The sequence below is a fragment of the Candidatus Desulfolinea nitratireducens genome (assembly GCF_982879505.1).
The window spans coordinates 1-26,528 of record NZ_CEYOSI010000021.1; the positions used below are offsets into that span (position 1 = coordinate 1).

The window sequence follows — 26,528 nt, forward strand, 5'->3', positions numbered from 1 at the left end:
CCTGCAAGTTTACTCAATTTTCTCATTCTTGGTTTAAAATGACCGAACCGAAAGTGATATGTTCAGCATTGGCCAGGAATTAAACGGGACACAGCATCGCGATGAAAACTGGCGTGAAATAGCTGCGGCGGTTCGTGAAGAATATGACGGTCCGATCCTCTATTCTCCAGATTCGACCGGTGGGGAAAACTGGCTGGAAATAACTTGGTGGGATGCTGTGGATGCAATCGGTATTCATCCTTATGACGCCCGATTATCTGACCATGATGACCCGACAGTTGATGAGATGATTGAATATTTAACCCCTGCTGTAGATCGCCTCGAAGTTCTTTCTAAAGAATTTGACCGCCCGGTTATCATTACCGAGCTTGCTTATTCAAGCATTGATGGTATGAGTGCAGGCTCATCGATATATTATCAGCCCGCTACAACCTATGATGTTGATCTACAAGAACATGCAGATGTTTACGAAGCATTGATACAAGCTTTCAGCGGTAGACCTTGGTGGAAAGGTTTGTTTTTAGGAAATTATTTTCCGACAAATGATACTCTAATCACTCCCCCAAACAATATTTTCTTCTCAACCTATGGGAAACCGGCAGAGAATGTTCTACGATCATTTTATGGTGCGGAGCCCCAACCTGCTTGGGTAGCTCCTGAACCCCCAGATATTGAGGACATGAGTATCCAGATTATTTATGATGATGTATTTCGGAATAATTGGGGATACTGGCCTCCTAACAACAACTTTGACATCATGGACATTTCCCAAAAGGATATTGTTGTTGATGGGGTAGCGATAGAAATTGTTCTTGATTCTTATGCAGACTTGCGGATTTCGCCCCCCGCCTCCGAAAATATCTCTGAGTATCAGTGGATTTCTTTTGACCTATATTCAGAAGCAGAAGATGTTTGGGATCAAGGCCAAGGAAATTTTCACCCGGTCAATCTGTTAATGGTTATGTTTGGAAGCTATTATCAGGCAACGCCCTTTTCCGTGGAAATTACGGCTACACCTTATTTAGATGAAACACTAAAAGCCAAACATTGGCATCATGTTGTGATTCCAATTGAAGATTTTGGGCCAGTACGATCTCGTTCTGTTGATGATATTTCAATCCGTAACATTTCGCCTAATACAGTAAAAATTTATCTTGATAATATACAATTACTTAAAGAAAAGCCTGCTGAATAATCTTCACAAAGACAACTGCTCGATATGTGGTTTATTTGTTCTCTAAGCCCATTAATTTACTTGTAGGTACTCGAGATACCGAATTTTTCGAAGCTGGAGCATATCGATTTGTAAATGATGCAGAAACACTAGCAAAAGGAGTTATTGAAGTACTCTATTTGCTTCGAAATTCATTATTTCACGGAGAAATTGTCCCTAATAATGATGCTCAACATATTTATGCAGCTGCATATCATATTTTGCATGAACTAGTTCAAGCCTTGTAATATATATTATAGGTTTCCTTTAGCAATTCCCAAAACAAAAACGCCCATTCGGGTGTTTTTATTACCATTGCACTTCGATAGATTTACTACCGAATAAAAATGTGCCCCCACGGTATTATTGTCACCATTGACTAAATATTGACAAAATCATATACTATATATACCAACAAAGTAAGACATACCTAATTACTTTTTTGCTATGAGGAGAAAAATAAGGATGCCAGATAAGAAAAAGCCTGAAATCAAAGAGAAGGCGATTCGTTTGATTTGGGATTCGCCCGAGGGACTTCCAGCGTATGCAAATCAAATACAAGTAACCCACGCTGGAGGAAATGATTTCCATATCTATTTTGGTTATGTGGCACCTCCGTTGACGCATGGTTTAACAGAAGAAGAGATAGAGGAAATGCCCGACAAGTTATCGATAAAGCCTCTGACAAACATTGTCATCACTCCAGATATGATGAGAGCAATTGTTCAAGTATTATCCGACAATCTTGACAAATATGATGAACGGGAGAAGGGAAAAGATAAATGACGGCGGAAATGATGCAAATCCCAATTACCGACAATAGAATCAGCGGGTCCAGTTATTTAGGAAAAGCTGGTGGGACGAATGAAACATATATCCAGCACGACGGAAATATAATAAAAGTTCGTGTCGATCAACTTTGGTTCTGGACTGATGAATGGCAAGCGCGTCACGAAACCGCTGTTGCGGATTTAGACGAGGGGAGACATACTGTTTATGAAACGGGAGAAGATTTATTTGCGGCAATGGGCGAAGCAATAACGCGTAATGAAACACGTAACGGCTGATGGCTTTTGGGCATCTTTCAATGGCCTACCCATAAGTATTCAAAAGGAAGCACAAGATAAATTTGCACTATTTATTGAGAACCCACGGCACCCATCTTTGCGAACGAAAAAGATGGAAGGAAAAGATGGGATATATGAGGGGCACGTTACTCTCGGCTATGTTTTTACGTACAGATACAATATAAGGGATGGTGAAAAAGTAATCGAATCTTTGGATATTGGCAAACACGACGTCGTTTTCAATAGAGCCTAAAAGCCAGCTAATCGCAGGCCTTTTTCTATACTTTAGAGTGCAAATTTCGCACCCATTAATAATGCTAAAACGGCTTATCTCTATTCCAGCGGGCTACGGCGATTAAAAAAACAAAGAAAGCCCCACTATTAGCGGGGCTTTCTGATGATGGGGTGGGCACATGTTTGCCTATAGAGAAGTGCCCCCACGGGGATTCGAACCCCGGTCTTGACCTTGAAAGGGTCACGTCCTGGTCCCCTAGACGATGGGGGCTTGCAAAAAACGTGCGGGCAAAATTCTATCACGCAGGGAATGATAGGTCAAGCGATTTGGTTAAAATTCACCAGTGATTTGAACAGGTTATTTCCAAACCTATTTCCCAATAAAATCAGGCTATTTCTTGTCTTTTTCATTTTCCTTGCGTTGGTTGAGAAGACCAAGCAGGTTTACTTGAGTACGATTAAAAAGCATTGCCGTTGACTGGATCTTTAGGGTTGGAATTAATGTCCCGACTACATTTGCATCATAAAGTGGAATAAAGTCTCGAGTCCCCTCTGACATAAGTACCCTGAAATCAAACCGCCCTTGCCATTCAATGACCCCTTTCATTTCAAAATCTTCAATTGTTATCCATACTTCATGCTGTGAAGTGGATGCATAACCTCCGCGAGCCAAGGCTTGAGGGCCAATATCCTCACGACGGCTTAACGAAGCAAGTAGAAGGCGATCTTTCGATAGACGGATCACCTCAAAATGATTAGCCAGTTTTGTTGGCATGTGGATGCGAGCCAGTTTCGCATCGTGGATTTCCATAAATGAGGTATTTGGGTCGTTAAGCTTCCCAACCATTCCAGTATTCGAAACCAGTATTTTTCCTACAACTCTATAACTTGTAGTAAGCATATCAATAGGAACAAAATGATGCGTATGTGAGGGGTTTGGTAGAGACATTTCTTTTCCTCGATGGATTATTTGGCAGCAGGTGGGGCGTTGTCTCCCTGATGTCGTGGCCGTTCCGAATTTTTGCCGTACTCAGGTCTACGCCCGGTATTCGGGTTAAGTAACATAGAAAGCCAGGATATTGCCCGCTGATCGTATTCCCGTTTTCCGCAAACATCACAAATCCATGCAGGGAAATTGGGAACCGTGATCAATTCTTCGTTCAGCCAGGTGAAATAAGTAAGATATCTTGGGCGAACAATGCCCGCCTGACAATCCTGGCAAGGATAACTTTCGGGGAGTTCAGTGTTTTTGATCATATTCATATCAGGGCATCGCCAGGGTTATCTGGATATGCTTGAGAGCCTTCCAGTCGGGGGGCGGCCAATAAACTGTGATTGCTTTACCAATAATATTATCCATTGGAACTGCTCCCCAGGAGTGGGAATCAGAAGAATTATTGCGGTTGTCGCCCAAGACAAAAATTTGTCCATCTGGTACGCTCCATTGACCAACGTATTGGGGTGTGGCAGCAATATAGGGTTCGTTTAGGGCTTCCTGGTTCACGCTTACCTGCCCATCAGAAATGATTACCTCATCCCCGGGCAAGCCGATGACACGCTTTATAAAATCCTGATCAGGATCAACAGGAAAATGGAAAACAACAATATCACCATATTCGGGGAGATTTGAGCGATAAGATAACTTGTTTACCAAAATATATTGCCCGTCATCGAGGGTAGGGCGCATGCTATACCCATCTACCAGGACACGGGCGGTGACGGCATTAATACCAAAGAAGAGGGCAATCGACAAGAGTAATGTTTCCAGTAAATCAAAAATAAAACGCAGAAATCCTCTTTTCTTCTCAGGTGGATTTTCTGTTATTAGATCAGTTTCTGGTGTTTGTGGTATATCCAAAAAAAAGCCTCCAAAGCTTGTTGGGAGGCATTATACTGCATTATCCCACCGCCGTACGCCCCCAAATATAGTGCGTTGGTACATATAAAACCCGTTCCCCGTTCAGCCATGCGGCCTTATCCAAGGCATTCAATTTTTGGAGGCGTTCATCCGCAATTTGTCCCGCTAAATCAGATTCCAATATTGCCCATTCCAATTCCCGTTCCTCCTCGCTGAGCGGATCGCTCCCTTCTTTTGAAATTGCCCCCGCTTCAATAATGTTGATCCCAGCTTCGAAAAAAAGCTCCGCTAAATTTTCGCCGATACCAGGATCCGCTCCTTGCCGCCGCAGCGCATCTCTTTGCCATTTTCCCAGTGGTTCAAGAGCCGCAGGCTTGTCTACGCGGTGGTTATAATCAGGTTCGGCAAAAGCGATGATATCGCCACCGGCCTTGGTCACACGGGTCATTTCGCGGATCGCATCCAGTGGGTGCGGCAACCAGAGAAGCAGGAAGTGGCAGAAAACGACCTCGAAGCTTTCAATAGCATAGGGAAGGGAAAAAGCATCGCCGCAGGTTAACGGGGGTGAAATTAGGATATTGGATTTTGCCTCTTTAAGGGAGGCAAACTGAATATCGAGTCCGTGCACGGTGGCCGGTGTGGAAATTTCTGAAAGTATCGCCCCTGTCCCACAGCCTACTTCAAGGGCGCGAGAGGCCTGATCCAATCCTGCTTCTTTAAAGAGGTAAGCGCGCAGCTCACGAGTCCAGTTGGCCTGCTGGACGTAACGGTTATGCCACCCCCCCTTTAATTCCCCCCCGCTCACGGGGGGGATGCCCAGGTGGGCAGGGGAGGGAGGAGAGTCATTTCTTCCAGTTCCGCACAAAATCTTTTTGATCCTCTGTTTGCGGAGATGGGGCGTAATAACAAAGCTGATCCACTTTTAGCAGGGCTTCTGCGCCATCCAAGCCACTCTCGACAAAATAACAGCCAACTGCCGTACCTGTGCGCCCCATCCCTGCCCAACAATGGATATATGGTTTGCCTCCATCGGCTAGGGCCTGGTGGATGGTATCGAGGATGACGCGCATTTCTTTGGGTGAAGGGATGCCAAAATCGCCAATGGAGAAGCGATAATAATTGGTTTCAATCTGATAATAGCCAGCTCTTTCGAGCAAAACATGTTCGTAGGGGATGCGTTCACCGGGCGTGGTCAGGTCGATATAAGTGGTGATGCCGGCTTCAAGGAGGGCGTCTATCCGATTTTCGGTTTTGCCTTCATTAAAGCGATGGCCCGGGTATTCACCCGCCATAAATTTATCGGGCAGGACCCAGTAGGAGTTGTAACGAGGGAGTTTAGACATGATTTGGTTCGCTGGCGGCGGCTTGGTTATCGACATCATCGCGGCGAAACTCATAGGTTTCGATCATTTGAGTGATAATGGGTTTTTTTTCTTCAGCAAGTTCGACGAATTGGAAGCCAACATTCATGAGCTTGGGATCCAGGTCAGGGCGGCTCCAGGCAACGCGGACCTTAACCTTTAGTATATTTTCTGTAAATGAAGGGATCTCAGGCAGATCAATATATAACTCGATTTCTTTGTTTACTTCCAGATCTTCTTTGCTGATCACCATTAATCCATCCAGGGTGATGTCACAAAGATAACCAAGTATCTTCCCCGTGCTTTGTTCATAGACATTTGAGTAAGCCATCAGATATTTGCGAGGGAGTTTTCGCTTTTCTTCCATAAGTTGAACCTCCTTATTTGGTGGTTTCAATAATATCTTCTGTTAATTGCGCTGCGTATCGGACCAGCTGCGGACAAGTCGTATTGAATACTCCACTATTTCGTGCTTTTTCCAGATCTTCTGACGTATTGAGATGATGACCAAGCAAATCCCTGCAAAGGAGTGAGCCATTTTCTTCTTTGAAACGTTGCATAAGTTTCTGACTGGCCTGGCGGACCTTTTCTTCATCATCCGCTATCTCCGAGCCATATTTCAACCCCAAAGTCATCAAGGCGCCAGTGACTGCGCCGCAAACCTCGCCCTGACGAACCATTCCGCCGCCAAAGGCTGAGGCTATCTTGAGGGCAGCCTCCTGCGATAGTCCAAGCTCAGGCGCGAAAGCTGAGAAAACAGATTGAGAGCAGGAAAAACCTTTCCCAAATTGAGTAGCAGCGTATTCAATATTTTTATTTGGCATGATGTAATTCCTTAAAGGTATGGGATGAGACGGTTCGTTTTTTTCATATAGGCACGATATTCCTCGCCAAAATGTTCCAGCATCATTTTTTCTTCTCGTGGCATCCTGGTTAGATAAAGGGGTATAAAAAGGATGAGCAGGCCGAAACCGGCAATCCAGTTATGGATCAGCAAAGGTTGGGCAATTGCCCAGATGAACATCGCCGCGTAGACTGGATGGCGCAAATGAGCGTAAACTCCCTTTGTCACCAGAACTTGTTTGGTGAGAATCTCCATCCTTGCAGACCAGTTGCTTCCCAAATCCGCGTAGGCACGCTTGTAAAGCCAAAGCGATGCGGTGAAAAGCAGTACCCCAATCCAGCCAGCCCAGTAGGGGAGCGTGTAATCAGCGAATGAGAGCCATTCGCCAAATATATAGAAAAAAGGGATCAGCTGCCAGAAGACCCAGGTGCTTAGTTCAAGGATTATATCGCCAGGCCTGGCGACCAGGGCTACCCGCTTTTTTGCTTTATATTCACGGACGCGTGGAATATAAATGGCAATTTGATAGATCAATAGCCCGATAATCCAAATGACATCAAATATGCTCATTTATTTTTCCAAATAGAAGCCCAATCATCGTGAAGGAAGTTGCCCAATATTTGATCGGGCATGCCCTGCATGGGGAGTACATCCCCGTCTGGTTCGACATAGAGCCAGACTTTGCCCGCCCCATCCGGGAAATGCTCTTTGGTGGTTTCAAGGGTGATGGGATGGTGGGCCGAGTAGGGGACTGGCAGATCCCATGTCAGCGAAATACCCAGACGAGCAGCCTGCTCCCGGGCAGACAATAGAGTCTCATCCTGATCGGGGGTACAGGTCAACGAAAGCGAGGTCACTTCGAGAGCTGCCAGCTTTTCAAGTGTCTCTCCAATGTTATCAGCATTTTTCTCAGTGATTGTCAGATGAACTGTGGTAAATAGGTCCGCTGGCATAATGGCCTCAAGGGCCTGCCAGGATTTTTTCTTTTCAGATTGAAGGAGGAAGAGCAGATGGTCGAGTCCCGTTTGCAGGAGGGTGTTTAAATATGCTGCGTTGGCTAATTTTAGTCCATCGCTGAGCAGCCCGCTGACCATGCCTTTTTCTTCAGCATAGGCAATTAATTCTGGCAGATCCTCACGGAGGGTGGGTTCGCCTCCAGTAAAGGTAACGTGTGGGATTCCCGCAGCCCAGGCTTTGTCGAGGATAGACGTCCACTCAGCGGTGGCAAGCTCACGGTCGACTCGTTTCGTCGGCGCGTCATCAGCGGAGGCACCCTTGGGCAGCTCATAGGTTAGGGCGCAATCAAGACGCAGCGGAGCCGTTAATCCAGTCGAGTGGGGAGCGACACGGTCAAATCCCAGATAAGAGACGGGATCTACATCTTCAGTGTGGACAAGGCTATCTATTCTTTCAGAGAAGATCTGATAATCCTGCAGGGCCTGTTCTGCCTTGACATGATAGCGTTTGGAAACAGCTTCTGCAGCCTCATTTTCATCTGTCCCTTTAATGAAATGATAGGCGTATTCTGTTGCCGTGGGGTTGAGATGCAACACTGTGGAGGCGTTCACAACAAGCAGGCTGCTCCCATCTCCGTGCATGCGCAGATGCAGGCGATAAGGAACTTCGTCATCTTCAGGCGATTGAAAATGAAGCACACCCGCTGGCAGAGGCCTGGCGGGGGTAAAAAAATCTCGGACACTGTCGAAGATACTCATGGAGTGCTCCTTTTTATATCTTTAAATAGTTTACTGAATTTCCAACATATCCAACTTCACAAAATCATCCTGCGCAAATTGAAGCGGGCAGCCACCACCACATTCGGCGAGTAAGTCACAGCCGCCACATTTTTCTGGCAGTGCCATGCGTTCGCGTAGCTGTGTTGAAAGCTTGTGATTCCAGATCGAATCCCAGCTATCGTGAAGAAGATTGCCAACTGGTTTGTAGTAAGACTGGCAGGGCAGTACCGCACCATCCGGCTCAACGCACATATTATAGAGCGCGGCTGTGCAGCCCTTGATCCCCAGATCAAGCTTCATCGGATCAAAATTACAATATTGGGTCGGGGTGTACCAGATCAGTTTTTGACCGCGCATTTCAGTTTTTAGTTTTGCGATTTCTAGCAACGGGGCCAGTTCGCTTTCCGGCAGACCAGTGCCAACAGTTGTGCCATGACCGGAATAGATCAATGCGTTCAGTCCAATTGTAGGCACGCCCAACTTCCCCAGAAAGTCCAGAGTTGCCGGGATGGTGTGAACATTATCCTGGAGCATGGTCGTATTGGTCATCACATAAAGCGGGCTATCCAGAACGTTTTCCAGCCCGCGGATAGTTTGCCGATGCGCACCTTTGGAGAGCACCATCTGGTCGTGGATGGCAGCATCATCCGATTCGACCGTGATCTGGACGTGGTCCAGGCCAGCGGAGACCAACCGCGCGAGATAGGTTGCATCCGCTAAACGACGGGCATTTGTGTTCATCCCGGTGATCTGACCGTTTGTCTCGGCGTGGGCGACCAGCTCCGGCAAGGCCTCGACGAGGGTTGGTTCACCTCCAGTGAAGACAACATGGGGAATACCCAATTCCCAGGTGATGTCGAGAACACGTTTCCACTCCTCAACGCTCAATTCAGGGTAGTTTCGTTCGCGGGCGTTATAACAATGGGCGCAATCGTTATTGCAGCGATAGGTGAGGGCTAAATCCATTCGATAAGGTGCGCTGGGACGGGCGCTGAAGGGCATATTCATATCCAGATCCAACTCATGGACCGGGCAGGCGCCATTGGGACGGATCAGCTCGTCGATTTGCAGGTTGATCGTTTGCAGGTCTGAAAGCACCTGCTCCCGCCCAACTGAGTAAGCATTGCGAACCGTTCTGACGATCTCTTTTACGCTTTTCTTTTCCAAGGCGAGATATGCCATCAAGGCAGCCGTCGGGTTCAGGTGCATAACCTGATTGGCGTTGACGATCAACGTCCCATGGCCGTCTGGATCAAGGCGCAGATGGATGCGCGATTTCTCCTCGCCGTTTTCGTGGCGATAATGATAAATTCGGGCGGATTCCGAAGTCTCCAGACTTTGGAATTGTTGTGTATCCCCACTTTCTGGAGACAATGGATTCCAAAATCTCCTGATTTTTGAGATTGCGCTATTCATACCGTTAAAATTCGGGAACATTATTTACTTCTCCATCTGTATGTTAACCAGTCCAGGTATCTATTGATAAAAATGTACGGTAATTGCTAAAAGCGTACTCTTCAGCTTGATCTACAATTCCATGTTTGACTGGGTTTAAAAAGACATAGTTTAATCGCGCCTGATAATCTTGCTCTGATCGTATGCATGAATCCCAATAGTTCCACCAAACCTTGCGTCCAGGAGTTTGGTCTTCGGCATTCCACTTCCTGGCGGTAAATTTATGATAACTTGCGATAAATTTAGGCATATTTATCTTTTTTTCAGGTGATCGAACAATAGCGTGGTAGTGATTGTTAAGAACAACCCAAGCAATGACTACCCAATGATAAATTTCAGATGCCTTTAGGAATGCACTTATCCAATCGAGTTTGCGGTTGTCAGACTGTAAATAAGCTTCTTTTTTGTAAGTAGAGGCAGTAAGCATATAAAGTCTATCCGTCAAAAAGAGATGTGGCGGGTTGTGCTTTGCTTGTTTGAATATGCCATTATCGCGCATTATTGCTTCCTATTAATTGCGTAGTTCGAAATCAACAGTTTCGGAGTAGTCGTTGCAAAGTCCCAACGTCTCCAGACGTTGGATTCCAAAATCGCCAGATTTTGGGAATGGCGCTACCGTCCGCCACCAGCGCAGGCACAAGCACATCCAGCACAGGCGCAAGCACAGGCACAACCGCTACCTCCACTGCTGCGACCACTGGAAGTGGGTTTCGGCGGGGGATTGGTGACACCAGTCACTTTGCCGGTGAAATCATTCAGATTGCCGATCACCTTATCGGAGAATCCTTGTACACCAGTGACCATCGAAGCAGCAAAATCTGCGCCGGGGAGTTGGGGCATGGAGGAGGTCAGGCTTTTCCCTGGCGTGGAGGATGTTGGGATACTGAAGGGTTTAGATGCGGAGCCAGCAGGCCGAGTGTACGAAGGATCGTAGCGTCCCCACCACATTGGCACAAAGACCGGGCCTGTGCGGAAGACATCCCGTGTACGATTGTCGAAATCCTTATCCAGCATGGTCCATTCAAGGGCCTCGTCATACATTTCGCTTTTTATTTCGGGTGTATCCGCAGCTTCGATCTGTTTCCAGGCGCGTTCCATGATATTTTTATAAAAAGCCAGTGTTTCCTTGCGACTGAACCCCTTCATCTTCTTTTCAATGCTTTTGATCAAATTGACGGTCACTTTTTGGAGTTTCTTGCGCTGATCGGCGCGGTTATTTTTCCCATCCGCGAAGGCTTCCAGAAATTCTTTTTCATATTGATGCAGTTTTTCTGGCAGCGGCGAAGCAACCTTGAGGTTTAGTGGCTCCCGTTTAATAACTTCTGCGGCATTCTTCTTGATCACACCAAAAAGGATCATCGTCATCACTTTATCCAGTGGCTCCTGCATCAGGATCGCGGATTCGACCGCTGTCAGCCCACGTTTGATGCCGTGCCCCTCGATGGCGATCTTTGGGGAGATATATTTCATTTTTCGTTTGCGCTGAGAGATGCCGGTCAGGATGGGAATGCCGAGGAAGAAGAAGGCAAAGCAACTACACATCAGAATTAAGATAAGATTATCTTCGTTAAACCAGGATGTGTCAAAAGCGGGAGCTGTAACGATGGCAGATTCGGGGATATAACTTTTCGGGAAGGAGGCGCCAAAAGTATATTGTGTATGCCCGTTTGCATTGGGGCTATGCCAGGTATAGGTAACCCGACCGGTTGTGCTCATCGAAGCCTGTGGTTCCTGGTCCCCGGGCCAATTTGATGGAAGATGGTAACGGGGCTCATCCGGCTGAATGCCGGTTGGGAGGTGCAGCGATACAGTCAGATCGGTTGAACCGGTGACATATTGGCTGCCAAACCAGGTTGTGCCGAAGACTGCGCTGGCATAAGTTTCATCATCATCGTCGGTGTAGAATACATTTTCAATTTTCCCAACGTATACATGCACTTTTCCACGCCCGCCAGGAGGAATTGCATAGCTTCCCATATCAACAGCTATGCCATCACCGCTGCCCTGATAGTCGCTGTCAATCGAAACAGCGTGACCATCTACGTCAGCAACGATACTATTCCAGTCATACCCGGGATGTGGCATGCCCACATCCACGAAATCAATCACATGTGCACCGGGGTTATTTTTAAAGACAAAGGTGTAATCCAGGGACATGGTCCCATCGTCATTAAAATAAACATGCACAACCTCTTCCTCCAAAATAAAGGAATATGATTGTGCGAGCACGGTGGATGTTAAACTAAAAACGAGAAGAATAACAATTAAGAAAGCAATTAATCGTGGCTTCATCTGGCCTCCTCCTTAGGGTACTGGTAACCCTATTAATACTTTACGATATTTCTACCACTTTGGTTCTTCGGTTAATTGATAGCTTGTATCACAATATGGACAAACCACCACTGGTGCGCCCGCGACCATTTTGATGTTTTTACTGGAAAGTGAACCGCCACAAGATTGGCATTTAAGTGTATCGAGACTGACTTCACCGGGTAGATCTATATTTACCGAGATATTCTGTTCCCCTTCGGCTGCTTTTGATTTTCGTTGTGCGAACCAGATCAGACCAAAGCCGATTGCCACGCTCAAGCCACCCACGCAAATCCAGGCTGGCTGCGGATTAGAGCCAAATGCCCCCCAGATAAACATGACACCAAAAAAGATCAGAATAGCAGCTGCGATATATGCAATCATTTTCATTGATACCTCCTCCAGTTATCTGCTTTTGTGCAATGAACCTACTTGCTATTATAATGGATAGAAATCTTTAAAACATGGTGATTAAATGACAATTTCCGACAAGCTTGAACGCTGGAAAAACGAAATTCTGAAGCCGACCCTCAATAAGTTTACTGAGCGAAAAGGCAAATTTGAAACATCTTCCGGGATAGAAGTACCTCGTCTCGCACTTCCCCTTGAGCCTGCTCCCGATTACGAAGCATCTCTGGGGTTCCCGGGCCAATATCCATTTACGCGCGGCGTTCAGCCGACCATGTACCGTGGACGCTTCTGGACGATGCGCCAATACGCCGGGTACGCCTCCGCCGAAGAATCAAATGCCCGTTACCGCTATCTGCTTGATCAGGGGCAAACAGGCCTTTCCGTTGCCTTTGATCTCCCGACCCAGATCGGCTACGATGCCGATGATCCGCTTGCGATCGGGGAGGTTGGCAAAGTCGGGGTTTCGATTTCATCCCTCGACGATATGGCGCAACTCTTCTACGAGATTCCGCTTGAAAAAGTTTCCACTTCGATGACAATCAACGCCCCGGCTGCGATCCTGCTGGCGATGTATATCGCCGTGGCAAAAAAACAGGGTGCGGATGTGAGCAAGCTGCGCGGCACGATCCAGAATGATATCCTCAAGGAATACGTTGCGCGCGGGACATACATTTACCCACCAACCCCATCGATGCGATTGATCACGGATATCTTTCAATATTGTCAGCAGGAAGTGCCGCGCTGGAACACGATCAGCATTTCGGGCTACCATATTCGCGAGGCCGGCTCGACGGCGGTGCAGGAGATGGCCTTTACGCTCGCAAACGGGATCGCCTATGTGCAGGCGGCGATTGACGCTGGCCTTGATGTGGATAAGTTTGCCCCGCAGCTTTCCTTCTTTTTTAACGCACATAATAATTTGCTTGAAGAAATTGCCAAATACCGCGCTGCCCGCCGACTATGGGCGCGGATGATGAAAGAGCGCTTTGGGGCAAAAGATCCAAAGTCGTGGAAATTGCGCTTCCACACCCAAACGGCTGGTTCAACCCTGACCGCGCAGCAGCCCGAAAATAACGTCGCCCGCGTCACCATCCAGGCCCTGGCCGCCGTCCTAGGGGGAACGCAATCCCTGCATACCAACTCCATGGACGAGGCTCTCTGGCTGCCGACTGAGAAATCGGTCCGGGTTGCTTTGCGCACCCAGCAGATTATTGCCCACGAGTCTGGCGTAGCGGATTCGATTGATCCCCTGGCGGGATCGTACCTGATCGAGCACCTGACCGATGAGATCGAAAAAGCAGCCGAAGCCTATATATCAAAAATCGACGAGATGGGCGGTGCGCTGAATGCGATTGAGCAGGGCTATATGCAGCGGGAAATCCAGAATGCGGCTTATGATGCCCAAAAAGCGATTGAGCGCGAAGAAGAGATCGTGGTCGGAGTGAATAAATTCCGGGTGGAGGAAAAAATCGACATCGAACGTCTCGCAGTTGACCCCACAATTGAAGAATCCCAGCGCGCAAAGTTGAAGGCGATCCGCGCACGCAGGGATGACGCCAAAGTGGCCGAATTGCGTACCAGGATCGAGACCGCAGCCCGTGGCACAGAAAACCTGATGCCACTCTTTATCGAGGCGGTTGAGGATGATATGACCCTGGGGGAAATTGCGAATATCTTGCGAGGAGTTTGGGGTGAATATGTGGCGGAGGGGTTTTAGCTGGCATTCAGAAGGGCAGGAAGGGGATTTCTTGAATCCACATATTTTTAAATCTTTTTCAAATTCTGAGTTATTGGTCTAAACAATCTTTATTTCAATCATACTCTATGCCATTGAGAGCAGCATCTCTTTTAGCTTGCGTTGTCCACCTGCAATTCCTGATCAAGCGCATCGACGGTTGCGCGGGCTTCCTTGTTGAAAATAGCCACAACTCAGACCATCCAACTTGGGAGAATATTGGTCTTTATCTTATATCCGCGTGGACCATAAGCTTCCTGCAGCGCATAGTTAAATAATTTGATGGTTATATCATTTTCAGCTTTTAGATCGACAAAAATTGCCCTAAATGCGCACCTGGGACATAAATTCTGGGTTATAAGCTCTGAAGGATTGGGTGCACCAATCCCCTTTATTCGTAGGAGGTTCAAATGGATTTTTCTTCAATTAACTGGCTCGCCGTCGTAGTCTGTGTTGTGGTGAGCATGATCAGTGGATTTCTCTGGTACCATCCCAAGACTTTCTTCCCCGTCTGGTGGAAAGGTATCGGAAAATCTGACGACGGGGCCGGAATGGAAGGTGCTGGCGCATCAACCTGGATCCTCACCATAATCGCTGCATTCATTCAGGCTGTCTTTGTAGCCCTCTTTTTGGTCAACATGGGTAGCAATACCCTCGCGGCTGGGATGCAGGCTGGATTTGTGATCTGGCTGGGCATTATTGCCCCGACCAACCTGGTCAATAAATTATTTGCCGGACATGGTCTGAAAGTTTGGGCGATCGAAGCAGGGAATCACCTTGTCAATATGCTCCTCTTTGGTGCGATCCTGGCCTCCTGGCAATAAACTCAAAGATCGCAACCTTGTAAAAAAGACAGTCGTCCTCCTGGATGACTGTCCTTTGCTTTCTGCTACTAACTTTCTTCTCGCTCTCTTTCGTGTATAATTTTGCATAATGGATTTGTATTATTTTGCACATGCGCCCGGCGGAGTCACCCAGCTCTACTTTTCTACGATGAACGAGGAGAGTTCTAATGTCAAAGATAGATACCATGGCTCAGGATTTTCTGGCCCAGAAGAAAATAGCCGTTGTCGGTGTTTCCGAATCACGCGAAACGGGCTGTAATTTGAATTATAAAAAATTCAAGGATGCCGGTTATACCGTCTATGCCATCAACCCAAAAATCGATCAATTTAAGGGTGATCCCTGTTACCCTGATCTGGCCTCAACGCCAGAAAAACCGGACGCTGTCTTTATCCTCGCTCGCCCAGAAGTCACGGATCAGGTCGTTCAGCAATCTGTTGATCTCGGCATCAAGCACGTCTGGATGCATTGCATGATGGGTACCAAGCCCGGGCTGGCAGAAAACATGACCAGCGTCTCGCAGGAAGCGGTCGCGTTGTGTCGCGAGAATGGCATCCAGGTTATCCCGGGAACCTGTCCGGCTCAATTCCTGAATCCGGATTTTGGACATAAGATGATGCGCGGTCTCTGGCGGCTGATGGGCAATCTGAAGGTCAACGGAAATTAGATAAATAAAATTCAACAAAAAATCTCCCGACCGGGAGATTTTTTTGCGTATATATCGATGGCTATTTTCTGCGTTGCTGCTGGATGCGTTCCATGGCAATATTGAACTCGATTTGAAGCATCTCAATTCGCTCGCGGATTTTAACTTGCCTGTGCTCGTAAGAGTGCTGGTCGTTATCCTGGCATGCTGCCAACTGATTTTTTAGTTCTGCTATTTTGCGCAGTAGCTCAACTTCCGGTGGTTTCACTCCGGCATTCCTCAAGATCGATGTGGCCATCCGAAACTCTTCGGGCGTGTTGAAATACTCGGTCAGATCAATCGGTTTGCCCTTATTTGGCAAATTTTCAAAGTCACCGCGTGCAATGGCTTCCTGGATCAAGGATTCTACTGATTTGTTGAACATTGGTATCTCCGGGTTTTCAAAGGATTATTCATTTCAAGGCAATCGTGTGCTATTGATGTTCACTAAAGTTGGTTAATTTTCTCTAAGTATAACGTCCCGCAGGTTCCCGTGATTCAGATATTAAAGCAACACAAACCTGCGGGACGCTCACAACCTGTTTATCTGAATATCAATAATCCCTTTGATAAGTCAAATGCCGTCAACGTGTTAGAATCCTTTTACGAGGAGTGATTAAAATGAAACCTGCGCAACTTCGTGCTCGATACCGACAAATAATTGGATTTTCTGCTCGGGTGGCTGCCAACCTTATCTTCTGGGATATTTTCTTATCGAGATTGGGATTACGTTCATTAGCCCGAAAAACGCGTCCAGTGCGGTTGAAGAAGTTTGCTGTGCAATTTCGTGCCATGGCAATTCGAATGGGTGGGGTGATGATCAAGGTGGGGCAATTTCTCTCATCCCGTCTGGATGTACTTCCGCCCGAAATTGTTGAGGAACTATCTGGCTTGCAGGATGAGGTTCCGGCAGAAGATTTTGATGCCATCCGTGAACTTGCAGAAGCTGAACTTGGCGGTTCCCTGGAAAAGAAATTCAAGACCTTTGACGCCACGCCAATGGCAGCCGCCTCTCTGGGGCAAGTCCATCGCGCCTCATTGCTCCCAGAATCTCAGGAAACAATATTATTTAATAATATTGTTGTCAAAATACAACGCCCGCATATAAAAGAGATCATTGAAGTGGATCTATCGGCCCTGAGACGTGTGGGTGGTTGGCTGGAGCGATATAAACCGATTCGTCAACGCGCAGATGTTCAGGGTCTGATCGAGGAATTTTCCACCACAATTTATGAAGAGGTCGATTATCTGGCTGAGGGAAAGAATGTTGAGATCTTCCAGGAACATTTCGCAGATCATGCGCGTATCCACGTCCCGCGCGTTGTCTGGGAATTTACCAGGCCACAAGTCTTAACGTTGGAAGATGTCTTTGCGATCAAGATCACCGATTATGATGCGATCACGGCTGCGGGAATTGATCGCGCCGAAGTTGCCCGCGTTTTGCTGGATACCTATCTCAAACAGATATTCGAAGATGGTTTTTTTCATGCAGACCCGCATCCAGGTAATCTCTTCGTTACCCCTTTGGCTGGCCCTGACGAAGATGGATCTGTTGATTGGAAACTCACCTTTGTTGATTTTGGGATGGTGGGGCGCGTTCCCGACAATTTGCGCGCTGGCTTACGTGAAATGGTGATTGCTGTCGGAACGCGCGATGCGAAGAGGTTGGTCCGTGCCTATCAACAACTTGGCTTGCTACTGCCGGGTGCCAACTTGAAGTTAATCGAAGAAGCAGAGTCACAGGTTTTTGAGCGCTTCTGGGGGAAAAGCATGAGTGAATTGAGGCAGATCAGTCTGGACGAAATGCGGGAGTTTGCGCTACAGTTCCGCGAATTGATGTACGAAATGCCTTTTCAGATTCCGCATAACCTGCTTCTGCTGGGGCGTACGGTGGCCATCCTTTCAGGGATGTGCACCGGGCTTGATCCTGACTTCAACCTATGGGATCAATTATCGCCTTATGCGCGCAAATTAATTAGCGAAGAGGCCACTTCAAATTGGGATATGTGGTTCAACGAATTGGGAGACCTTGCGAAGACATTAATCGCGATCCCCGCTCAAACGGGACGTGTGCTGGATAAGATAGAAAAAGGTGATTTAGAGGTGCATATGCCGCGAGTGGCTCAGCAAATATCGCATCTCGAGAGAGCCGTATACAAGCTGGCCGGTAGCCTGATTTTTGGTGCTGTATTTATTGGTGGAATAGTTCTATATAACGCTGAAAATAGTTTGGCAGGTAGTCTTTTATTGGGTACATCTCTGATCGCCTTGGTTTGGACGGTCTTTTTTGCTCGTGGGCATCCCTTGAAATAAAATGCCTGAAGAAAAAAGCTCCGTTTTAGCGGAGCTTTTTTGATAGCAGCTTTATTTTTTTGTCTTATCTCGCTCTTCGGTTTTCTCAATGGCGGTATCGATCATGCTCCGAAAGGCCATTAAGAATTCTTTACGCGCCTTCCGGCGATGTTCTACAAACTCAGGCGGAAAGAGCGCGGCCATACTTTTTTTCATTTCTTCTCGCGCAGAGCGGGCATGCTGACGTGCTTCGTCAGGGATCCAGTTTTCAAAAGTTTTATTTTTTCGGGCAGTTTTTTCAGTCATTTTAGTACTCCTTTGACAAAATCATTATAGCCTAAATTTTATACTCCAGTCAATCTGAGTAAATGATGTGTTAGGATTCTTTAGAATACTGGGTCCTGAAATCATTTTCTGAAATTTCAAATACACAAAAGTGATCGGGGATTCTTTTTTTGGAGAATAATTATGACAAATAATAAGGATCTTTTTGATACTGCAGCATATGGTGGTGCAGGCTGGTCACCTCGTATAGCTCACTTAAGCGATGAGTTGGGGGTTCTTTGGGGGAATTGCGGCATCAGCGACGAGTGGTCGCGCCTTAAAGCTGTCCTGTTACATCGGCCCGGACCTGAATTGACAGCTTCCGCGGATCCAAATGCAATCCAAATGCTGGCCTCCGTTGATCTCGCAAAGGCACAAACCCAGCATGATGCCCTTGCACAAGCTTATCGAGATGCTGGTGTAACCGTGCATTATGTTGAACCTGATGGAATGCCAACGCCAAATCAGATCTTTATTGCAGATCTGGTTTTTATGACTCCCGAAGGGGCGATCCTGGCCCGTCCGGCCTCTACGGTGCGCGCCGGAGAAGAGAGGTGGGTCGCGCGTAGACTGGCTGAGTTGGGTATACCGATCATCCGCAGTGTGCGTGGTACAGGTACATTTGAGGGAGCAGACGCAGCCTGGATCGATTCTCAATCAGTAATGATCGGGCGCGGGCTGCGTACCAACGATGAAGGCGCTGCACAGGTTTCCAATACACTCATCGAAATGGGAGTGAAGATTATTCAGGTTGATATGCCTGTTGGAACGATGCATTTAATGGGCATGTTGCGGATTGTGGATCATGATCTGGCGATTGCTTGGCCAAAACGATTTGTTCATCGCGGAGTGGATCACCTAAAAGAAAATGGTTTTCGGGTCACCTATATTCCAGATGAGGAAGAGGCCATTCAGGGGGCAGCGCTTAACTTTGTTACCCTTGGCCCGCGCAAAATCTTGATGGTGGCAGGCAATCCTAAAACTCAAGCCTTTTATGAGGGTCTTGGTATCGCCTGCACCGCGGTTGAAGTTGACGAACTGGTCAAGGCAGCCGGAGCGATTGGATGTTTGAGCGGTGTTTTAGAGCGGGATTAGCGAAGATAAATTCCTCTCTAAATGATTTATTTTCTATTTTGGGTGGTGATGTCACGACCATCCAGGTCGGCATAGGTCTCTCGGCGACGAATCAGGCGGTAGCTATCCCCGTCCACCAGGACCTCTGCCGGGAGGGGGTGGGCATTATAGTGAGACGCCATGCTATAACCATATGCTCCAGTTGTGAGAACAGCCAAGGAATCCCCGCGTTCCAGGGCGGGGAGGTGTCGCTCCCTGCCAAGATAATCTGCTGATTCACAAACGGGTCCGGCCACATCGGTCAAAAAAAGCTTTTCATTTACCTCATCAATTGGCAGGATATGATGATAAGCGTCGTATAATGCTGGTCTCAGTAAGGTATTCATGCCTCCATCTACAATGACTGTGCGACGAGAACCAGTTTCTTTTGTTGCCTGTACAGTCAGAAGTAATCCTCCGGCGTCGGCGATCAGGCTGCGCCCGGGTTCCAGGATTAGCTTCAATGGGCGGGAGAAATGGGCAAGTCGATTGGCAATCGGCTCTGCAAAATCAGTAAAACTGGTTGGGGCAGAATCGGGACTATATCCGACAGGAAATCCACCGCCCAGATCGAGCGTATCCCATTCAGGTGGACATTGCTCCAGAAAATCCAATGCTATTTCCAGCGCAGACAGGGTCGGTTCCTGGTCAGGGATTTGGGATCCGATATGAATATGCACGCCACATAGATCAAGGTTGGGCCAGTCATGGGAGCGTAATTGATGGGCGGTACCCGGGGAAATCCCAAACTTGCTTTCGGCATTTCCCGTAATAATATGTTGATGCGTATCTGGAGAGATATCTGGATTCAGGCGCAATAATACAGATGGACGACGACCAAGTTCCCCTGCAATCTGATTGAGTGCCTGCAGTTCGTCACCGGACTCGACACTGATCTTGCTGAGGCCGCTGTGCACAGCTTGTTTCAACTCGGAGTTGGTTTTGCCAGTCCCCGCGAAAACCACGCCTTCCGGTTTAGCTCCAGCACGTTGGACCCGATGCAATTCTCCCCCAGACACAACATCAAAGCCCAGGCCCTGATCGGTGAAGATCTGGAGCAATGCGAGATTATCATTGGCTTTGACCGCGTAACAGACGAGAGGGTTTAACGCAGAAAAGGCAGTCTGAAACCGGGATATATTTTCACGCAGCCGTTTGGCGGAGTAAACATAAAGAGGGGTGCCAAATTCATTTGACAATTCAGCCAAAGGAATTTGGTCGCAAAATAAACTTCCCTTATCGTAAGAAAATGTATTCATAGTGGATATCCTATTGATGTTCAATAAGGTTGGTTAATTTTCTCTACCTAAAACGTCCCGCAGGTTCCCGTGATTCAGATTTTAAAGGAACATAAACCTGCGGGACGCTCATAACCTGTTTATCTGAATATCAATAAATAATTCTAATCGATAGTGACAGCAAAAAAGGCGATCCAACGGATCGCCTTTTTTGCTGAAGTTACTTTTTTAATGTTGCAAAATTTGCGACAAGAAGAGTTTAGTGCGCTCCTCTTTTGGATTATTGAAGAAATCATCAGGCGTGTTTTCTTCAACGATCTTTCCCGCATCCATAAAAATGACCCGGTTCGCTACTTCACGGGCAAAGCCCATTTCGTGAGTTACAGCCAAAATGGTGTATCCACTGCGGGCCAGGTCGCGCATAACGTCAAGCACCTCACTGATCATTTCAGGATCAAGAGCAGAGGTTGGTTCGTCAAATAGCAGAATTTTGGGCTGCATCGTCAGGGTGCGGGCAATAGCCACACGTTGTTGTTGGCCACCAGAAAGCTGGCCAGGGAATTTAGCGGCTTGCTCGGGGATGCCAACCCGGTGAAGCCAGGTCATCGCAAGCTCTTCAGCATGGTCACGAGACCATTTTCGGACATTGATCGGTGCCAGCGTGATATTATCCAGCACGGTCAGATGAGGGAAAAGGTTGAATTGCTGAAATACCATCCCAACCTCGCGGCGAACTACCTGAATATTGCGAAGATCATGGGATAACTCGATCCCATCAATGATGATGCGGCCATCCTGATGCTCCTCCAGGCGGTTAAGGCAGCGGATAAAGGTAGACTTGCCTGAGCCTGAGGGACCGATGATAACGATCACTTCACCGGGTTTGACCCTGAGATCAAGCCCGCGCAGTGCTTCAAACTCTCCGAACCATTTGTGGACATTCTCGCAAACGATAATCTCGTCAACAAAACTTTGTGATGGACCTTCCATAGTTGCCATGATATTTAATCTCCTTCTTACTTTCAGCTGTCGACTCTCTCTGGAGTCAGGCTGTCTGTGGTTTATTTACTAACGTTCACCTAATCCCAAGCGCACTTCAAGACGGCGGCTATAGGATGACATCAAAAAACTGCCCAGGAAGTATACAACCGCCATGAAAACGTACAATTCGGTTCGTAATCCTAGCCACTCATTATTTGCAATCACAACCTTCGAAATTCCTACAAAATCAAATAATCCGACGATTGAAACCAATGAAGACGACTTGAAAGCACCGATGAATTGGCCCACGATGGGTGGAATTACAATGCGCAATGCCTGGGGTAAGACGATGAAACGCATCTTTTGCAATCCATTGAAGCCAAGTGAATCTGCGGCTTCAAACTGACCATGTGGAATGGCTTGCAGCCCACCTCGAATGATTTCCGCTGAGTAGGCGGAGGCAAATAGTGTATACCCGATGATCACTGGCCAGGGCTTTGGGGTGTAGACACCGGGAGCCAGGAAGAACGGTGCCATAACAATACCCATGAAAAGCAAGGTAATCAGCGGTACGCTCCGAATAAATTCGATAAATGTGGTACTGGCGCCAGCAACAACATTGCCTTTAAAAGCTCGCTGAAGTATATATGCGACGCCGAATATCAAGAGGGGCCAGAAAGCCAAGAGTCGCTCTATCAGGTTTCGCGATGTCTCCAGCAACACAGGTGTAGTTGTGAAACCCCATATCATGGCTCCGACTGCCACAGGCCAAACGATCCAGTCTGGTATCCCATAGACCTCGCTGCGCCGGCCTAATGCCAGGACCATACCAAGCGGCAGGGATAGCACAATGACTGCGCTGGCGATGATCATGGTCAGCAATAAGCCACCCCAGGTATCTACATTGATAGGGGGGAAGAATTCGCTTGTACCAATTGTAGACCAAATTGTATAGAGCAAGGGCCATCCCAAGGCAGTGATGATGAAGCTTCGCCAATAGAATTGGACAACCTTTTGCCACCAAAGAAGCAGATAGATCGCAAGGATCCCCACCTCGGCAATTAGCATTAATTTTATATTATATGGATTATTGGGTGCTCCAGCCAGGAAAAGATATAAGATGGCCGGAGAAAGCAACCAAACAGTATTAACCACCGTTCGCAGGGCTTTTAATTTCTCCTTCAACTTTGGTCTGCCTGAAACAAGTGTCAGAACCCACATGACCAGGATGAACCCAAGCGCTATCCAAACTCGCCAGGAATCTTCGGGCGCCATTAGGCCGGTCATTAGTAATTTGCGAGCCCCAAAGATCACTCCCCAGGTGGCACCTTCTTCGGTGCGAAATTCTGGTGTTGTTTCAAGGGGATTGAAATTGGCATTCACAACTGCCCACTGCCAAATGCTGTTGATGGAAAATGCAATGACCAGGATTATTAACAGGGTGAGAATTGTATTTGAAATGGAACTGATCAAATTGTTTTTTAACCAGCGACTAAGTCTTGAATGCTTAAGACTTAATTCACCTCTGACAACCATAAATATACCAATGACCCAGCCTCCCAAAATGATTCCTGTTGATAATGGTAAATTGTCAAATTGGCTTATAGCATAGGATATAGTGAATATTGTCAGTAACAATACCCAGATTGCTTGAAACCAGGAGCCAGTGATATTGTCCTGTAAAAATATTTCCCAGTTAAAGCGTTTGCCGACAGGTTCTTGTATTTGAGTTATAGATTCAGTCATGATTATCTCTCCACCAGTTTTGCCCGTTCATTGTACCAATTCAGCACTCCGGAGAAAACTATACTAATCGTCATGTAGACCAACATCATCAGCACGAAGAGTTGTAAAACCCGTCCAGATTGGTTCATAGTTGTATATGAAACTGCATACATATCAGGGAAGCCAATCGCGAAGCCCAAACTTGTGTCCTTGGAGAGACTGAGGAATTCGCCGATCAGTGGAGGTATGATGACCCGCAAAGCTTGTGGCATAACGACCAATTGGAGGCGTTGCCCTTCGGAAAGCCCTAAAGCCCGAGCAGCCTCTGATTGACCTTTGGATACCGAGAGAATTCCTGCGCGAACAATTTCTGCAATAGATCCACCGTAGAAGAGCACCAATGCCATTAATAGCGCTGTAAACTCAGGTCTGACTTTCGAGCCCCCAACCATATTAAGACCTTCAAGTACAGGAAGGCTCCACACAAGAGGACTTTCCTTGATAGAAATAATTATATTTCCGGTCAGGTTCTCTAGTGTTGCACGTTCCGCAGCCAGGATTGATTTTGACGCGGCAAATGCTTCACAAGTCCCATCGGCAAATTTTGCAGTGGCCTGGTCTGGGCGGTCTGTTCGATGGATATTGTATGGAATTTTCAAGCCTCGCAGGTGCCGCGTTAGATTTGCCTCGGACGAGGAATCTTCAAGAACACAAACCTGAAATGCTGCTGCCGAAATTTCTTCCTCAGGTAGTGCTGCGATATCATCGATATGATTTACTTTTGCGCGCCTGAGGGTAAATTTTACGAGGTCGCCAACATCGAGGATGCGGCTACCTTTTGTTACCAACATCCCCTGTGTATCAGATACTGCGCTGGCTGTAAACCAACCAATACTGGCAACAATTACTAAGGAAATGATGCCCAACGCCACGCGGTTACTTGCCTGACCAGTTCGCTCCTCCCGACGCCCCAGCGATGTCCATAAAACCTGGAATTGAATAATGCCCAGAATTAAGAACGCTATCCAGATTGAAGCTGAGGAGGTAAATATAAGCTTAGGTAAATTTAGGCCACGTTCAGATAGAAATATGGGTAAGCCCATGGGTTGTATGGCTTCTTTAAGTGCCGGGAGGGCCAGGACGACCCCAAAATAGATAAATACAATTTGGATTAGCAGGGGGGTGTTACGCATTAGCTCGACATACCACAAAGCCAATTTGCTAACCAGCCAATTATCTGATAATCGGGCAATACCCGCAATAATGCCAATTAGGGTTGTGAGCGTAACTCCTAATAATGCAAGCTTCAAGGTGTTGAGAAGACCAACTTTGAAGGCGGTCCAATAGGGATCAGTGTTGACATAATCTATCATGGTCTCGGCGATATCGAAACCAGATTCACTATCCATGAAGTCGTATGCGCAACGGTAGCTGAATGTGCCATCGCGGCAAATAAATTGTGACTCCCCCAGCCTGCTGGCATTTTCAGAAAAATTCCCTCCTATTGTTTGGGCGATGATTATAACGAGTAGAATAAAACCTATTTGCCCCAGAACGCCTAAAACGCGTACGTCAAAGATAAAACTTAGAAAAACTCGCCACCAAGGGCCTTTTTGATCTTCCTGTAATTGGGGAGAGACTTCTTGTTTCATAACTGTTGCCTGCCTTCCCGGTGGTGATTGCCATTTCACCACATTGTGTAATGGTGTGTATTTTATATATGCTAATACTAAGATTAGAAATAAAGCGACCCGGCGTTTTTTTTGCCGGGTCGCTTTTTATGAGCTTAGTACCAGGCAGGGTTGAAAGAAATTAGGGAAGTTTTCCTAATAAAATATCCTGCTGGTCCCCAGTCGATTGATCAACAATGTTAACTACTGGGTTTAGCGGAACGGGGGCGAATAAAGTATGCCACCATTTGTCCACTGGGCGTTTAAGCCACGTGTCAGACCAAAGGGAGTATCAACACCCAGGTTGGCTTCGAAGATTTCGCCGTAGTTACCTACTTGGGCGATAATCTGGTAGCAGAAATCGTTGTTCAGACCCATGGCCTGACCAAGATCGCCTTCTACACCCAGCAGGTTGAGAATTTGGGGATCGTCTGCGCCGAGCATATCATCAACATTGGCGGAGGTAACACCAAGATCTTCAGCCAGAATGGTGCAGTTGACGGACCATTTGACAATATCGAACCAGTTGTCGTCGCCATGGCGAACCAACGGGCCGAGAGGCTCTTTGGACATGGTTTCATCAAGGATCTTGTGTGCAGTGGGGTCGGCCAAAATGGTGATTGAAGCGATCAAACCAGATTTATCAGTTGTCCAGCCATCGCAGCGGCCCTCATCATAGGCGCCGCGTACGTCAGCGGTTTCAGCAAATACAACGGGTTCGTAGCTGATTCCGCGGCTGCGGAAGACATCAGCAAGGTTCTTTTCAGTGGTGGTACCAGCGTTTACACATACTGTACCGCCATCGAGACCTTCAAGAGTATCAATGCCGGAATCTTTGCGGACAGCCATGCCCTGACCATCATAAAAGGTGGTGGGGGCAAAGTTGAAGCCAAGAGAAGTGTCACGGCTGACAGTCCAGGTGGTGTTACGGATTAGAACATCAATTTCACCACTTTGTAGAATCGGGAAGCGCTCAGAAGCGTTGCTTGGGCGGGCTTCTGCGGCGTCGGCATCACCCAATGCTGCAGCAGCTACCACACGGCAGTAATCCCAGTCGAAACCGGTCATGTTGCCATCTGCGTCAGGAACACTGAATCCGGGAAGACCACCGCTAACACCACAATTCAAGACACCCAGGCCTTGAACTTTTGCGAGGGTGTCGCCACCACCAGCAAATGTCACAGCAACTTCCACGGTTTCGGTTTCGGCCGGCATTGCCATTGCCTCTTCGAGTTTGGCATTTGCTGCATCTAGGTCACTTTGCAGGGAATCAATCTCACCCTGCAGAGCAGAAGTATCGCCGCCGCCGCCACAAGCTGTGACGACCAAGGCTAAAAGTACGAGCACGGCAAAAAAGGGAAATAACTTACGGGACATAGTAGACTCCTCCTTAGGAGATAGTAAAGGTTAATTGGATATAATAAAAACTAGGC

Annotated in this window: 27 protein-coding genes, 1 tRNA gene and 1 pseudogene; 8 read left to right on the top strand and 21 right to left on the bottom strand. The window is 47.3% G+C overall.

All coding sequences use genetic code 11. The features are described 5' to 3' along the window. Positions 1–55 precede the first annotated feature (55 nt). From AC3DOM_RS03200 to AC3DOM_RS03210, 3 genes and pseudogenes are all read left to right on the top strand, one after another. Positions 56–1,195: pseudogene (locus AC3DOM_RS03200) on the top strand (glycoside hydrolase family 113); the annotation flags it as partial. Between the two features lie 483 nt (positions 1,196–1,678). Next, positions 1,679–1,999: a DUF3467 domain-containing protein gene (locus AC3DOM_RS03205; RefSeq protein ID WP_487917582.1), complete on the top strand. Its 321-nt coding sequence runs from the start codon at positions 1,679–1,681 to the stop codon at positions 1,997–1,999. Continuing rightward, positions 1,996–2,280 (top strand): hypothetical protein, encoded by a 285-nt coding sequence (locus AC3DOM_RS03210; protein WP_487917583.1) that lies wholly within the window; start codon positions 1,996–1,998, stop codon positions 2,278–2,280. The genes AC3DOM_RS03205 and AC3DOM_RS03210 overlap by 4 nt, the downstream gene beginning before the upstream one ends. Before the next feature lie 432 nt (positions 2,281–2,712). Here the strand turns inward: AC3DOM_RS03210 and AC3DOM_RS03215 are convergent. The 14 genes from AC3DOM_RS03215 to AC3DOM_RS03280 form a co-directional block, all read right to left on the bottom strand. Beyond that, positions 2,713–2,785, bottom strand: a tRNA-Glu gene (locus AC3DOM_RS03215). Positions 2,786–2,905: 120 nt separating this feature from the next. Next, positions 2,906–3,463 carry a hypothetical protein gene (locus AC3DOM_RS03220; RefSeq protein WP_487917584.1) on the bottom strand — a complete coding sequence of 186 codons (558 nt, stop codon included), beginning with the start codon at positions 3,461–3,463 and terminating at the stop codon, positions 2,906–2,908. A gap of 17 nt (positions 3,464–3,480) precedes the next feature. Beyond that, on the bottom strand, positions 3,481–3,771 hold the full coding sequence (locus AC3DOM_RS03225) for a YgiT-type zinc finger protein (protein WP_487917585.1): 291 nt from the start codon (positions 3,769–3,771) through the stop codon (positions 3,481–3,483). A gap of 7 nt (positions 3,772–3,778) precedes the next feature. Then, positions 3,779–4,372, bottom strand: coding sequence for a signal peptidase I (gene lepB, locus AC3DOM_RS03230; protein WP_487917586.1), 594 nt, complete (start codon positions 4,370–4,372; stop codon positions 3,779–3,781). Positions 4,373–4,412: 40 nt separating this feature from the next. Then, complete coding sequence (locus AC3DOM_RS03235; RefSeq protein WP_487917587.1) at positions 4,413–5,237, bottom strand: class I SAM-dependent methyltransferase; 825 nt, start codon at positions 5,235–5,237, stop codon at positions 4,413–4,415. Next, the gene (locus tag AC3DOM_RS03240) at positions 5,215–5,715 is read right to left on the bottom strand and encodes a protein-tyrosine phosphatase family protein (protein WP_487917588.1); all 501 of its coding nucleotides are present in this window, start codon (positions 5,713–5,715) and stop codon (positions 5,215–5,217) included. The genes AC3DOM_RS03235 and AC3DOM_RS03240 overlap by 23 nt, the downstream gene beginning before the upstream one ends. Continuing rightward, on the bottom strand, positions 5,708–6,100 hold the full coding sequence (locus AC3DOM_RS03245; protein WP_487917589.1) for a PilZ domain-containing protein: 393 nt from the start codon (positions 6,098–6,100) through the stop codon (positions 5,708–5,710). The genes AC3DOM_RS03240 and AC3DOM_RS03245 overlap by 8 nt, the downstream gene beginning before the upstream one ends. 13 nt (positions 6,101–6,113) lie before the next feature. After that, the gene (locus tag AC3DOM_RS03250; protein ID WP_487917590.1) at positions 6,114–6,557 is read right to left on the bottom strand and encodes a C-GCAxxG-C-C family protein; all 444 of its coding nucleotides are present in this window, start codon (positions 6,555–6,557) and stop codon (positions 6,114–6,116) included. A gap of 11 nt (positions 6,558–6,568) precedes the next feature. Beyond that, a complete protein-coding gene (locus tag AC3DOM_RS03255; protein WP_487917591.1) occupies positions 6,569–7,147 on the bottom strand; it encodes a protein-S-isoprenylcysteine O-methyltransferase in 579 nt (192 codons plus the stop codon). Further along, the gene (locus AC3DOM_RS03260) at positions 7,144–8,292 is read right to left on the bottom strand and encodes a hypothetical protein (RefSeq protein ID WP_487917592.1); all 1,149 of its coding nucleotides are present in this window, start codon (positions 8,290–8,292) and stop codon (positions 7,144–7,146) included. Before AC3DOM_RS03260 ends, AC3DOM_RS03255 begins: the two co-directional genes overlap by 4 nt. Positions 8,293–8,322: 30 nt before the next feature. Next, positions 8,323–9,687, bottom strand: a complete 1,365-nt coding sequence (locus tag AC3DOM_RS03265; RefSeq protein WP_487917593.1) for a radical SAM protein — start codon at positions 9,685–9,687, stop codon at positions 8,323–8,325. Between the two features lie 85 nt (positions 9,688–9,772). Further along, positions 9,773–10,267 (bottom strand): REP-associated tyrosine transposase, encoded by a 495-nt coding sequence (locus AC3DOM_RS03270; protein WP_487917594.1) that lies wholly within the window; start codon positions 10,265–10,267, stop codon positions 9,773–9,775. Positions 10,268–10,380: 113 nt separating this feature from the next. Next, positions 10,381–12,060, bottom strand: coding sequence for a hypothetical protein (locus AC3DOM_RS03275; protein WP_487917595.1), 1,680 nt, complete (start codon positions 12,058–12,060; stop codon positions 10,381–10,383). 51 nt (positions 12,061–12,111) lie between these two features. After that, complete coding sequence (locus AC3DOM_RS03280; RefSeq protein WP_487917596.1) at positions 12,112–12,468, bottom strand: hypothetical protein; 357 nt, start codon at positions 12,466–12,468, stop codon at positions 12,112–12,114. A gap of 85 nt (positions 12,469–12,553) precedes the next feature. On the opposite strand from AC3DOM_RS03280, the gene AC3DOM_RS03285 reads away from it, so the two are divergent. From AC3DOM_RS03285 to AC3DOM_RS03295, 3 genes are all read left to right on the top strand, one after another. After that, positions 12,554–14,206 carry an acyl-CoA mutase large subunit family protein gene (locus tag AC3DOM_RS03285; RefSeq protein WP_487917597.1) on the top strand — a complete coding sequence of 551 codons (1,653 nt, stop codon included), beginning with the start codon at positions 12,554–12,556 and terminating at the stop codon, positions 14,204–14,206. A gap of 428 nt (positions 14,207–14,634) precedes the next feature. Continuing rightward, on the top strand, positions 14,635–15,048 hold the full coding sequence (locus AC3DOM_RS03290) for a DUF1761 domain-containing protein (protein WP_487917598.1): 414 nt from the start codon (positions 14,635–14,637) through the stop codon (positions 15,046–15,048). A gap of 188 nt (positions 15,049–15,236) precedes the next feature. After that, complete coding sequence (locus AC3DOM_RS03295) at positions 15,237–15,734, top strand: CoA-binding protein (RefSeq protein ID WP_487917599.1); 498 nt, start codon at positions 15,237–15,239, stop codon at positions 15,732–15,734. A 61-nt stretch (positions 15,735–15,795) separates the two neighbouring features. Here AC3DOM_RS03295 and AC3DOM_RS03300 read toward each other — a convergent pair whose 3' ends face one another. Next, positions 15,796–16,137, bottom strand: a complete 342-nt coding sequence (locus AC3DOM_RS03300) for a DnaJ family domain-containing protein (protein ID WP_487917600.1) — start codon at positions 16,135–16,137, stop codon at positions 15,796–15,798. A gap of 236 nt (positions 16,138–16,373) precedes the next feature. On the opposite strand from AC3DOM_RS03300, the gene AC3DOM_RS03305 reads away from it, so the two are divergent. After that, complete coding sequence (locus AC3DOM_RS03305; protein WP_487917601.1) at positions 16,374–18,065, top strand: ABC1 kinase family protein; 1,692 nt, start codon at positions 16,374–16,376, stop codon at positions 18,063–18,065. Between the two features lie 51 nt (positions 18,066–18,116). Here AC3DOM_RS03305 and AC3DOM_RS03310 read toward each other — a convergent pair whose 3' ends face one another. Next, on the bottom strand, positions 18,117–18,350 hold the full coding sequence (locus AC3DOM_RS03310) for a hypothetical protein (protein ID WP_487917602.1): 234 nt from the start codon (positions 18,348–18,350) through the stop codon (positions 18,117–18,119). A gap of 162 nt (positions 18,351–18,512) precedes the next feature. Here AC3DOM_RS03310 and AC3DOM_RS03315 point away from each other — a divergent pair, with 162 nt between their 5' ends. Further along, positions 18,513–19,463 carry a dimethylarginine dimethylaminohydrolase family protein gene (locus AC3DOM_RS03315; protein ID WP_487917603.1) on the top strand — a complete coding sequence of 317 codons (951 nt, stop codon included), beginning with the start codon at positions 18,513–18,515 and terminating at the stop codon, positions 19,461–19,463. A gap of 26 nt (positions 19,464–19,489) precedes the next feature. On the opposite strand, the gene lysA is transcribed toward AC3DOM_RS03315, so the two are convergent. The 5 genes from lysA to AC3DOM_RS03340 form a co-directional block, all read right to left on the bottom strand. Beyond that, on the bottom strand, positions 19,490–20,740 hold the full coding sequence (gene lysA / locus AC3DOM_RS03320) for a diaminopimelate decarboxylase (protein WP_487917604.1): 1,251 nt from the start codon (positions 20,738–20,740) through the stop codon (positions 19,490–19,492). Positions 20,741–20,947: 207 nt separating this feature from the next. Further along, positions 20,948–21,718, bottom strand: a complete 771-nt coding sequence (locus AC3DOM_RS03325; RefSeq protein ID WP_487917605.1) for an amino acid ABC transporter ATP-binding protein — start codon at positions 21,716–21,718, stop codon at positions 20,948–20,950. Positions 21,719–21,787: 69 nt separating this feature from the next. Beyond that, positions 21,788–23,446: an amino acid ABC transporter permease gene (locus tag AC3DOM_RS03330; RefSeq protein WP_487917606.1), complete on the bottom strand. Its 1,659-nt coding sequence runs from the start codon at positions 23,444–23,446 to the stop codon at positions 21,788–21,790. A 2-nt stretch (positions 23,447–23,448) separates the two neighbouring features. Further along, positions 23,449–25,077 carry an ABC transporter permease subunit gene (locus AC3DOM_RS03335; protein WP_487917607.1) on the bottom strand — a complete coding sequence of 543 codons (1,629 nt, stop codon included), beginning with the start codon at positions 25,075–25,077 and terminating at the stop codon, positions 23,449–23,451. 231 nt (positions 25,078–25,308) lie between these two features. Next, positions 25,309–26,472 carry an amino acid ABC transporter substrate-binding protein gene (locus tag AC3DOM_RS03340; RefSeq protein ID WP_487917608.1) on the bottom strand — a complete coding sequence of 388 codons (1,164 nt, stop codon included), beginning with the start codon at positions 26,470–26,472 and terminating at the stop codon, positions 25,309–25,311. Between the last annotated feature and the right edge of the window lie 56 nt (positions 26,473–26,528).

Coding starts and splice junctions, on each gene's coding strand:
- lysA (WP_487917604.1), bottom strand. CDS start 20,740: ATGAATACATTTTCTTACGATAAGGGAAGTTTATTTTGCGACCAAATT.
- AC3DOM_RS03310 (WP_487917602.1), bottom strand. CDS start 18,350: ATGACTGAAAAAACTGCCCGAAAAAATAAAACTTTTGAAAACTGGATC.
- AC3DOM_RS03205 (WP_487917582.1), top strand. CDS start 1,679: ATGCCAGATAAGAAAAAGCCTGAAATCAAAGAGAAGGCGATTCGTTTG.
- AC3DOM_RS03210 (WP_487917583.1), top strand. CDS start 1,996: ATGACGGCGGAAATGATGCAAATCCCAATTACCGACAATAGAATCAGC.
- AC3DOM_RS03260 (WP_487917592.1), bottom strand. CDS start 8,292: ATGAGTATCTTCGACAGTGTCCGAGATTTTTTTACCCCCGCCAGGCCT.
- AC3DOM_RS03285 (WP_487917597.1), top strand. CDS start 12,554: ATGACAATTTCCGACAAGCTTGAACGCTGGAAAAACGAAATTCTGAAG.
- AC3DOM_RS03250 (WP_487917590.1), bottom strand. CDS start 6,557: ATGCCAAATAAAAATATTGAATACGCTGCTACTCAATTTGGGAAAGGT.
- AC3DOM_RS03305 (WP_487917601.1), top strand. CDS start 16,374: ATGAAACCTGCGCAACTTCGTGCTCGATACCGACAAATAATTGGATTT.
- AC3DOM_RS03325 (WP_487917605.1), bottom strand. CDS start 21,718: ATGGCAACTATGGAAGGTCCATCACAAAGTTTTGTTGACGAGATTATC.
- AC3DOM_RS03275 (WP_487917595.1), bottom strand. CDS start 12,060: ATGAAGCCACGATTAATTGCTTTCTTAATTGTTATTCTTCTCGTTTTT.
- AC3DOM_RS03315 (WP_487917603.1), top strand. CDS start 18,513: ATGACAAATAATAAGGATCTTTTTGATACTGCAGCATATGGTGGTGCA.
- AC3DOM_RS03330 (WP_487917606.1), bottom strand. CDS start 23,446: ATGACTGAATCTATAACTCAAATACAAGAACCTGTCGGCAAACGCTTT.
- AC3DOM_RS03245 (WP_487917589.1), bottom strand. CDS start 6,100: ATGGAAGAAAAGCGAAAACTCCCTCGCAAATATCTGATGGCTTACTCA.
- AC3DOM_RS03225 (WP_487917585.1), bottom strand. CDS start 3,771: ATGATCAAAAACACTGAACTCCCCGAAAGTTATCCTTGCCAGGATTGT.
- AC3DOM_RS03220 (WP_487917584.1), bottom strand. CDS start 3,463: ATGTCTCTACCAAACCCCTCACATACGCATCATTTTGTTCCTATTGAT.
- AC3DOM_RS03270 (WP_487917594.1), bottom strand. CDS start 10,267: ATGCGCGATAATGGCATATTCAAACAAGCAAAGCACAACCCGCCACAT.
- AC3DOM_RS03300 (WP_487917600.1), bottom strand. CDS start 16,137: ATGTTCAACAAATCAGTAGAATCCTTGATCCAGGAAGCCATTGCACGC.
- AC3DOM_RS03240 (WP_487917588.1), bottom strand. CDS start 5,715: ATGTCTAAACTCCCTCGTTACAACTCCTACTGGGTCCTGCCCGATAAA.
- AC3DOM_RS03280 (WP_487917596.1), bottom strand. CDS start 12,468: ATGAAAATGATTGCATATATCGCAGCTGCTATTCTGATCTTTTTTGGT.
- AC3DOM_RS03255 (WP_487917591.1), bottom strand. CDS start 7,147: ATGAGCATATTTGATGTCATTTGGATTATCGGGCTATTGATCTATCAA.
- AC3DOM_RS03340 (WP_487917608.1), bottom strand. CDS start 26,472: ATGTCCCGTAAGTTATTTCCCTTTTTTGCCGTGCTCGTACTTTTAGCC.
- AC3DOM_RS03335 (WP_487917607.1), bottom strand. CDS start 25,077: ATGAAACAAGAAGTCTCTCCCCAATTACAGGAAGATCAAAAAGGCCCT.
- AC3DOM_RS03295 (WP_487917599.1), top strand. CDS start 15,237: ATGTCAAAGATAGATACCATGGCTCAGGATTTTCTGGCCCAGAAGAAA.
- AC3DOM_RS03290 (WP_487917598.1), top strand. CDS start 14,635: ATGGATTTTTCTTCAATTAACTGGCTCGCCGTCGTAGTCTGTGTTGTG.